Raw genomic sequence first — 7,550 nt, 5'->3', positions numbered from 1 at the left:
TGTCTTGGTGGAGCTCGCAAGCTGATTGATGCTTTCAACGGTTTGATTCAAGGCTTGTTGTTGGTCATTGCTGAGGTTGGGGTTGTTGACTATCGCCTGCAAAGATTGCGATATCACCTCAAGAGACTCACTCGCGTCTTGAGCGTATTTTTCCATACCATCCAAGTCCAAGGTCATATCAACATTGATCAGTGGGGTTTGTTCTTGTTCTGCTTCAGAGGCGAACCCTGTCAGTGAGATCAACATAAGTGCAATGATGGCCAATGGTGTTTTCCACATGAGTATTCCTTTCTCATTGTTCTGTTTATTTAGATGTGTCTTTTAGTATGGTTCACTTCTCTCGTTTCTAACTGATTAATCTTGTCTTTAATTCTCAAGACTTAGGTTTAACTCACTAATTTTTGGGCAAAAAAATACCCCACCTATATAAGGAAGGGTATTAATAAGGCTAAATCACTTGCTGTAAGTGCTTTAACTTCTAATTATAGATAAAGCTATAGATAGAAGAATTACTCTGAGTCGTTTTGCTCTTCGTCCGCTAGCTCATCAATGATCTGATCAGCAAACACAGGTGCAAACCACTCATCCATCTTGGCACGCAGTTGGTCAACGCCGATGCCCTTCATTGAAGAGAAGACATCAACCGCTACATCACCACCGAAAGATTTCGCATCATTACGGATTTTCAGTAGCTGTGCTTTACGCGCACCGCTTTTCAGTTTGTCTGCTTTTGTTAACAAAACCTGTACTGGGATGCGGCTATCGATAGCCCAGTAGATCATTTGTTGGTCAAGGTCCTTCATTGGGTGACGGATATCCATCAATACCACTAAACCTTTTAGGCTTTCACGTCGTTGTAGGTATTCACCTAGCGACTTCTGCCATTTTTTCTTCATCTCAAGCGGTACTTGAGCGAAGCCATATCCCGGTAAATCGACAATATGACAGCCGTCGGTAACCTTAAATAGGTTAATTAGCTGAGTTCGACCTGGGGTTTTACTGGTTTTCGCCAAGCTTTTTTGGTTTGTAACGCGGTTTAGTGCGCTAGATTTACCAGCATTGGAGCGTCCTGCAAACGCAATTTCGATCCCTTCGTCTTCTGGTAAGTGACGAATATCAGGTGCACTGGTAATGAAATGCGTGTTTTGATAATGAATTTTTACGCTCACTGTTAACTCCATCTCGACTTTGTGTAGTCGATTGATTACTTTTTTGTGAATTTGTGTAAAATAACCGTGCTCGGCATAAGGTCGCCTATTGTACCATGAGTGGCAACATAGAGTGGTACTGGAAGCTTGATAATTATAATGGAATGTCATGAAGAAATTAGCGCTAATTTTGAGTCTTTTAGCCAGCTGCTCAGTATGGGCTCAAGGTAGTATTGAAGCTGGTAAAGCCAAATCACAAACATGTGTTGCCTGCCACGGTGCTGACGGCAACAGTCTGATCACTCAGTATCCTAAGCTGGCTGGTCAACATGAGAAGTATCTAGAGAAGCAGTTAAAAGAGCTTAAGCTAGGTATGACGAGTGGTGGTAAACAAGGTCGTTACGAGCCTGTAATGGGTGCAATGGCGATGCCTTTATCTGAAGAAGATATGGCTGACCTAGCGGCATACTACGCATCTCTCCCTATCTCTAGTAACTCTACTCCTGAAAATGTAGTAGATGAAGGTAAGGTTCTTTACACTGCGGGTAACGCAGAACGCGGCGTAACGGCTTGTATTGCTTGTCACGGCCCTCGTGGTAATGGTACCGAACTTTCTGGTTTCCCTAAGATTTCAGGTCAGCACGCAGATTACATCAAGGCTCAACTTGAGAAATTCCGCGATGGTAACCGTAATAACGACATGAATGCGATGATGCGTGATGTAGCTAAAAAGTTAACAGACGCAGATATTGATACCTTATCGAAGTACGTTGGTGGTTTACACTAATATGTCGGTTTCTTGCTCTTAGCCAGAGTAATGAAATGTACGTTCGAGCGAGATTGAAGAGACGCCCCGATCAGTAATGGTTGGGGCGTTTTCTTTTGTATTGATTTTATATATCCGGTTTGTGTTAATGTCTAATTTATCAATGCGTGTTCGAATTGTGTACAAAAGTGTGAGCTCGCACTCTTGTAGTCTTTTTGTAAAAAGGTAAAGTAGCCGCCATCAGCTAGGAGCTGACTTAGATACGGATGGTCATCTAGTCTAACGGTATAGACAGAAACGGATCAGGCTAGGACAGCCCAGCAACAAGGTGTTAGAAAAGGATAGCCAAAACTCATCAGGACGATGAACAACAAACAAATTTGGCATGGAAAGCACCAATAACAAATGGAGATTTGTGTACCAAGTTGAGTATGCAAATTTTGGCCGATATAGGCAGATTTAGAGAGCGATAGGTTTTCCTATCGCTTTTTTTATTGATTTGATGAAAAAACACCCAATACCTCTCCACTATAAACTCAGTTTCTGGTATGTTTCGCATCCCTGTTTAAGGATGTGCTATGTATACTTGTCCCTTATGCCATCACCAAGGCGTGAATCACTATTTTGAAGACAAACGCAGAGCCTATCTGCAGTGTCAGCAATGTGAACTGGTATTTGTTAAACCTGAACAAAGGTTAGAAGCAAAAGAAGAGAAAGCACACTATGATCTCCATGAGAACGATCCTAGTGATGCAGGCTATCGCCGTTTTCTATCTCGCATCGCGGATCCACTAACAGACAAAATTTCATCTAACTCACACGGGTTGGATTTTGGTTGTGGCCCAGGCCCTACGCTATCTATTATGTTAGAAGAAGCCGGACACACCATGGAGTTGTACGATATCTATTACCACCCAGAAGCTTCTGTGTTGGAAAAAACGTATGACTTTATGACTGCCACGGAGGTGATAGAGCATCTTTATCACCCAGACAAAGTGTGGCAGCAATGGTTGAATTTAGTTAAACCCAAGGGCTGGATTGGTCTTATGACTAAACTAGTAATAGACGTAGACGCGTTTGCTGGTTGGCACTACAAGAATGACCCGACACATGTCGTCTTCTTTAGTCGTCAAACATTCCAGTTTTTGGCAGAGCGGGATAAGCTCGAACTAGAATTTTTTGGAAATGATGTAATTTTACTGAGGAAAGTGCAGTAATGGGTCGTAGTAAGAAATCAAGAAAACCGGGAGCACTTGGCGCTCCGGAACCTATGGTTACTCGTAACCGTAGTGAATCTGATGTTGAAGGTCGTGAACGTAAGCGTGTTAAAAAGCGTAAAGGCCTTAAGTCTGGCAGCCGTCACTCTGATGGTAGCGAAGCAAAACAGCGTAAAGCTGCACTAGCTCGCGACCCTCGTTTAGGCAGCAAGAAAAAAATCCCGCTGATTGTTGAACCAGCGAAGAAGTCGACGAAACAAGAGCGCAAGCTATCTAACGAACAAGAGTTAGAGATGCTTGAGAATGATGCTCAACTGAACACATTGCTAGATCGTATCGAAAATGGTGAAAACCTAGGTGCTGGTCTGCAGAAGTTTGTTGATGAGAAACTTGATCGTATCGAACACCTAATGGGCCGCTTAGGTCTGCTAGAGCCAGAAGACGATGAAGAAGAGATCTTCGAAGAAGCACCGGTTGCCTCTAAGAAGAAAGCAAGCTCTGACGAAGACTTGCTATCTCAATTCGAAGATTTCGACTTAGACAGCTTTAAAGGTTAATAGCCAATGAACGTAACCTTATTAGCAATTGCTGGTGGAATTATCATTCTCGGCTTGGGCTCTTACGCAGGTTACCTTCTACTTCAAGTGAAGAAGCAGACGGAGTTGCAAAAGCAGCATCAAGCACTTGCCATTGAAAAACGTAACGCGACGATTTACGAAAACGTAAATACTTTGTGCTTAGCGGGTATTCAAGGCCAGTGTGACTTACCTGAGATCAGTATCCGAGTGTGTATCATTATGGATAACGTTCAGGGTGATGAGCGTGTCGATTTTGATTCTGAGTATCCTGCTCTTTCTGAGCTGTACCATATCGTAAAAGATATGGCTCGCGGAGATGCAAGACAGGAACTGACGAAGAAAGATCGCATGCAGCAGAATCTCACGCGCCATAAGGCAGAGACTCGCTTGAATGATGCGGTCATCGAAGATTTGAAAAGGTTGCAGGAGAAGGTTAAGCCTCTCAACAACCAAATCAACATTCAGATGATCTAGTCACTAAGACTATTTAATATAGAGGCTTGTTGAACACTCCATTTTTAAGACGTGCTGCTTTTAATACCTATGCCTTTAAGACGCTTTGTCTTAAAGGCATATTGTTTTTAAGTCGCCTTGCTTTTTAATAGACAATGTTAAATGGGCTTTCTTACCTTTTGCGTCTCGTTAATCCCGACGCTTTGTTAGTGATCAAGCTAGCAGTTCTGAGTTTTTGTCTGAAAAATTGATTTTGTCTTGGAACGACCTTACTGGTCGTGTGGCAAAATAACCCGTCTATATTTTAATGTATGTAAAATGATTTGAGAGACCTTAGGTTCTCGCGGATCTAAATTGGAAGTACCGCTATGTCGAGCAAGCCAGTAACAACGAATCAGCAAATCGTTTGGGATCAAGAAATCTTAAACAAGTACAACTATTCGGGACCTCGTTACACCTCATACCCAACTGCGTTGGAGTTTCATGAAGCGTTTACTGTCGCTGATTACGACATGGCGTGTACTCAATATCCTGATCGTCCACTCTCTCTTTACGTGCATATCCCATTTTGTCACAAGCTTTGTTACTACTGTGGTTGTAATAAAGTCATTACTCGTCACTCGCATAAAGCGGATGAGTACTTGGATGTGATTGAACATGAAATCCGCCAGCGCGCCTCGTTATTGAATGGCCGTAAAGTGACTCAACTGCACTTCGGTGGTGGTACACCAACGTTCTTGACCAAAACACAAATCACTCGTTTGATGGGCATTTTGCGTGAAGAGTTTAACTTCACCGCTGACGCTGAAATCAGTATTGAAGTTGACCCGCGTGAGATTGAGCTAGACGTACTTGACCACCTTCGAAATGAAGGCTTCAACCGCCTGAGCATTGGCGTGCAAGACTTTAATAAAGAAGTACAGAAGCTGGTTAACCGTGAGCAAGATGAAGAGTTCATTATTGCAATGGTTCAACGTGCGACAGAGCTAGGCTTCCGTTCAACTAACCTGGATTTGATCTACGGCCTACCAAAGCAGACTCAAGCTTTGTTCGCTGAAACATTGAAGCAAGTGTTAGAAATGAAGCCGGGCCGTTTATCTGTATTTAACTACGCACACATGCCGCAACTGTTTGCTGCGCAGCGTAAGATAAAAGATGAAGACCTACCTGAAGCTAAAGAGAAGATGGCTATCTTACAAGATACTATCGAGACGCTAACCGGGGCGGGTTATCAGTTCATAGGTATGGATCACTTCGCATTACCTGAAGACGAGCTAGCCGTAGCACAACGTGAAGGTATTCTGCATCGTAACTTCCAAGGCTACACGACCCAAGGTGAAGCTGACTTAATTGGTTTCGGTGTTTCTGCTATCTCAATGGTCGGTGATGCTTACGCTCAAAACCAGAAAGAGCTGAAGAAGTACTACGCTCAAGTGAATGACCTGCGCCATGCACTTTGGAAAGGTGTTGCACTAGACAGTGACGACCTTCTACGTCGTGAAGTGATCAAGCAGCTGATTTGTAACTTCAAGCTTGATAAAACAATGATCGAATCTGAGTTCTCGGTTAACTTTAATCGCTACTTCAAAGAAGATTTAGAGCTTCTACAAACCTTTATCAACGATGAGTTGGTTGAAGTCGATGACAAAGAAATCCGCGTAACTTTGCGTGGCCGTTTGCTGATCCGTAACATCTGTATGTGTTTTGATAAATACCTACGTGCCAAGGCTCGCCAACAGCAATTCTCTCGCGTCATCTAATAACTCGATAGAGAATAGAAACATAAAAAATGCCAGCATCATGCTGGCATTTTTGTATCTGACTCATTCGGTTTCTGCCTGATTTAGGCGCGGCTCTCTTTGGTGCCCTGTTTAGCCTCTGCGTTTTATTCGACTTTGTTATTCGTTTTAAACTTGGCATTTAGCTTACTGCCTAGGTCGGTAGGCCATTGGTCAAACGGAACTGGACGGCTGTATAAGAAACCTTGAGCTAATGGGCATTGAAGCTGCTTGAGTAGTTCAGCTTGTTGTTGTGTTTCAACGCCTTCTGCCACCAAACTCACTTTGAAACCCTTGGTAATGTTGACGATGGCCGCGACGATGGAGCTGTCTAGGTTCTCTTTTTCCAACTTACTGACGAAGCTGCGATCGATCTTTAAGCAATCAAATGGCAGTTTGTGTAAGTAAGCCAGTGACGAATAGCCGGTACCAAAGTCATCAATTGCAATCGAGATGCCTAGTGCTTTTAGCGTCAGCATATTATCGATGATGGTTTGGTCATTGTCGACGATGCGTGATTCAGTGATCTCTAGCGTCAGGTTTTGGGCTGGTAATTTGGTGTCACGCAGCGTGGTTTTAACCAATTCAATAAATCCGCTTTCACTCAGTTGGTCGACAGATAAGTTAACGTGAATAGAGAAGTCTTTATTCCATTTTCCAGATTCAATCGCAATTGCGGTATCTCGACATGACTTGTGCAAAATCTGCTTACCAATGTCGTAGATCAATCCTGTTTCTTCTGCTAAAGGAATGAACTCCAAAGGTGAGATTATACCCTCGTCCGTTACCCAACGAGCCAAAGCCTCGGCACCTATGGTAGCTCCAGATTCAAGGTCGATTATAGGCTGATAGAAAGGCTCGAACTGCTGAAGATCAATTGCCTTGTTAAGACGTGCCAGCATCTTGGTACGATATCTCGATGCTTTGCCCATTTCTGGGTTGTAAATACTGACACTGGTTTTGTCTTGCTTTGCGTTGCTCAAGGCTATACTGCTGTTGCGTAGCAGCAGTGTAATGTCGTTGACGTTCGAGACATTCACGACCCCCATTGATACTTTGATGACCACGCTTTCTGATTCCATGGCAAATGGGGAGGTAAAGATTCGAAGTAAGCGACTCGTCAGTAGTTGAACGTCATCTATTTGATTGATGTTAGGAGCGTAAATCGCAAATTCATCCCCGCCAGTTCGAGCTAACAGGAAGTTCGATGGTAGCGTACCTCTTAAACGAGCGGCCGCAATGATAAGCAGTTGGTCACCATTGTAATGGCCGAGGCTATCATTAATATCTCGAAAGCGGTCAATACCAATTAAATAAAGTGTACCTTTTTCGTTTTCAGGGTTTTTCTTGGCTGTATCAATAAAGCCTTCACGACTATACAGTTTGGTTAATGAGTCATAGGTAAGTTGAGCCTGTAACGCCTGAAAAGAAGCCTTTAAATTGTTGGTCATTTCATTAAATGACGCAGTTAACATGCTAATTTCATAGATGTTGCCCGTTTTTGGCATGCTCGTCTCCCAGTCACCTTTGGCGAGGCGCTTTGCTGCCCCTGCAGTTGAAGTGATGGGTTGAGTTACGCGATTAAAGGCAATTAATCCAGCGATAATACC

The 7,550-nt window shown here is 43.3% G+C and carries 7 protein-coding genes and 1 pseudogene; 5 read left to right on the top strand and 3 right to left on the bottom strand.

Annotation, left to right across the window (positions count from 1 at the left end; all coding sequences use genetic code 11):
* Both AB4653_RS13005 and yihA read right to left on the bottom strand, forming a co-directional pair.
* Positions 1-279: pseudogene (locus AB4653_RS13005) on the bottom strand (GTP-binding protein); the annotation flags it as partial.
* Positions 280-509: 230 nt separating this feature from the next.
* Positions 510-1,169, bottom strand: coding sequence for a ribosome biogenesis GTP-binding protein YihA/YsxC (yihA, locus tag AB4653_RS13000; RefSeq protein WP_009848045.1), 660 nt, complete (start codon positions 1,167-1,169; stop codon positions 510-512).
* Between the two features lie 148 nt (positions 1,170-1,317).
* Here yihA and AB4653_RS12995 point away from each other — a divergent pair, with 148 nt between their 5' ends.
* The 5 genes from AB4653_RS12995 (at position 1,318) to hemN (ending at position 5,922) form a co-directional block, all read left to right on the top strand.
* Positions 1,318-1,935 (top strand): cytochrome c, encoded by a 618-nt coding sequence (locus tag AB4653_RS12995; protein WP_009848044.1) that lies wholly within the window; start codon positions 1,318-1,320, stop codon positions 1,933-1,935.
* A 557-nt stretch (positions 1,936-2,492) separates the two neighbouring features.
* Positions 2,493-3,131: a class I SAM-dependent methyltransferase gene (locus AB4653_RS12990; protein WP_004735576.1), complete on the top strand. Its 639-nt coding sequence runs from the start codon at positions 2,493-2,495 to the stop codon at positions 3,129-3,131.
* Complete coding sequence (yihI, locus tag AB4653_RS12985) at positions 3,131-3,688, top strand: Der GTPase-activating protein YihI (protein ID WP_004735577.1); 558 nt, start codon at positions 3,131-3,133, stop codon at positions 3,686-3,688. The genes AB4653_RS12990 and yihI overlap by 1 nt, the downstream gene beginning before the upstream one ends.
* Positions 3,689-3,694: 6 nt before the next feature.
* Positions 3,695-4,183, top strand: coding sequence for a DUF2489 domain-containing protein (locus tag AB4653_RS12980; protein WP_009848043.1), 489 nt, complete (start codon positions 3,695-3,697; stop codon positions 4,181-4,183).
* 347 nt (positions 4,184-4,530) lie between these two features.
* On the top strand, positions 4,531-5,922 hold the full coding sequence (gene hemN, locus AB4653_RS12975; protein ID WP_009848042.1) for an oxygen-independent coproporphyrinogen III oxidase: 1,392 nt from the start codon (positions 4,531-4,533) through the stop codon (positions 5,920-5,922).
* Between the two features lie 125 nt (positions 5,923-6,047).
* On the opposite strand, the gene AB4653_RS12970 is transcribed toward hemN, so the two are convergent.
* Positions 6,048-7,550: EAL domain-containing protein (locus AB4653_RS12970; RefSeq protein ID WP_372104364.1), on the bottom strand; the 1,503-nt coding region annotated here is incomplete at its 5' end.

Source organism: Vibrio sp. 10N.222.48.A3 (assembly GCF_041475345.1).
Taxonomy (GTDB): domain Bacteria; phylum Pseudomonadota; class Gammaproteobacteria; order Enterobacterales; family Vibrionaceae; genus Vibrio; species Vibrio tasmaniensis_A.
Note: the sequence above shows the minus strand (reverse complement) of the source record. Positions and strands in the feature narration are given on the sequence as shown.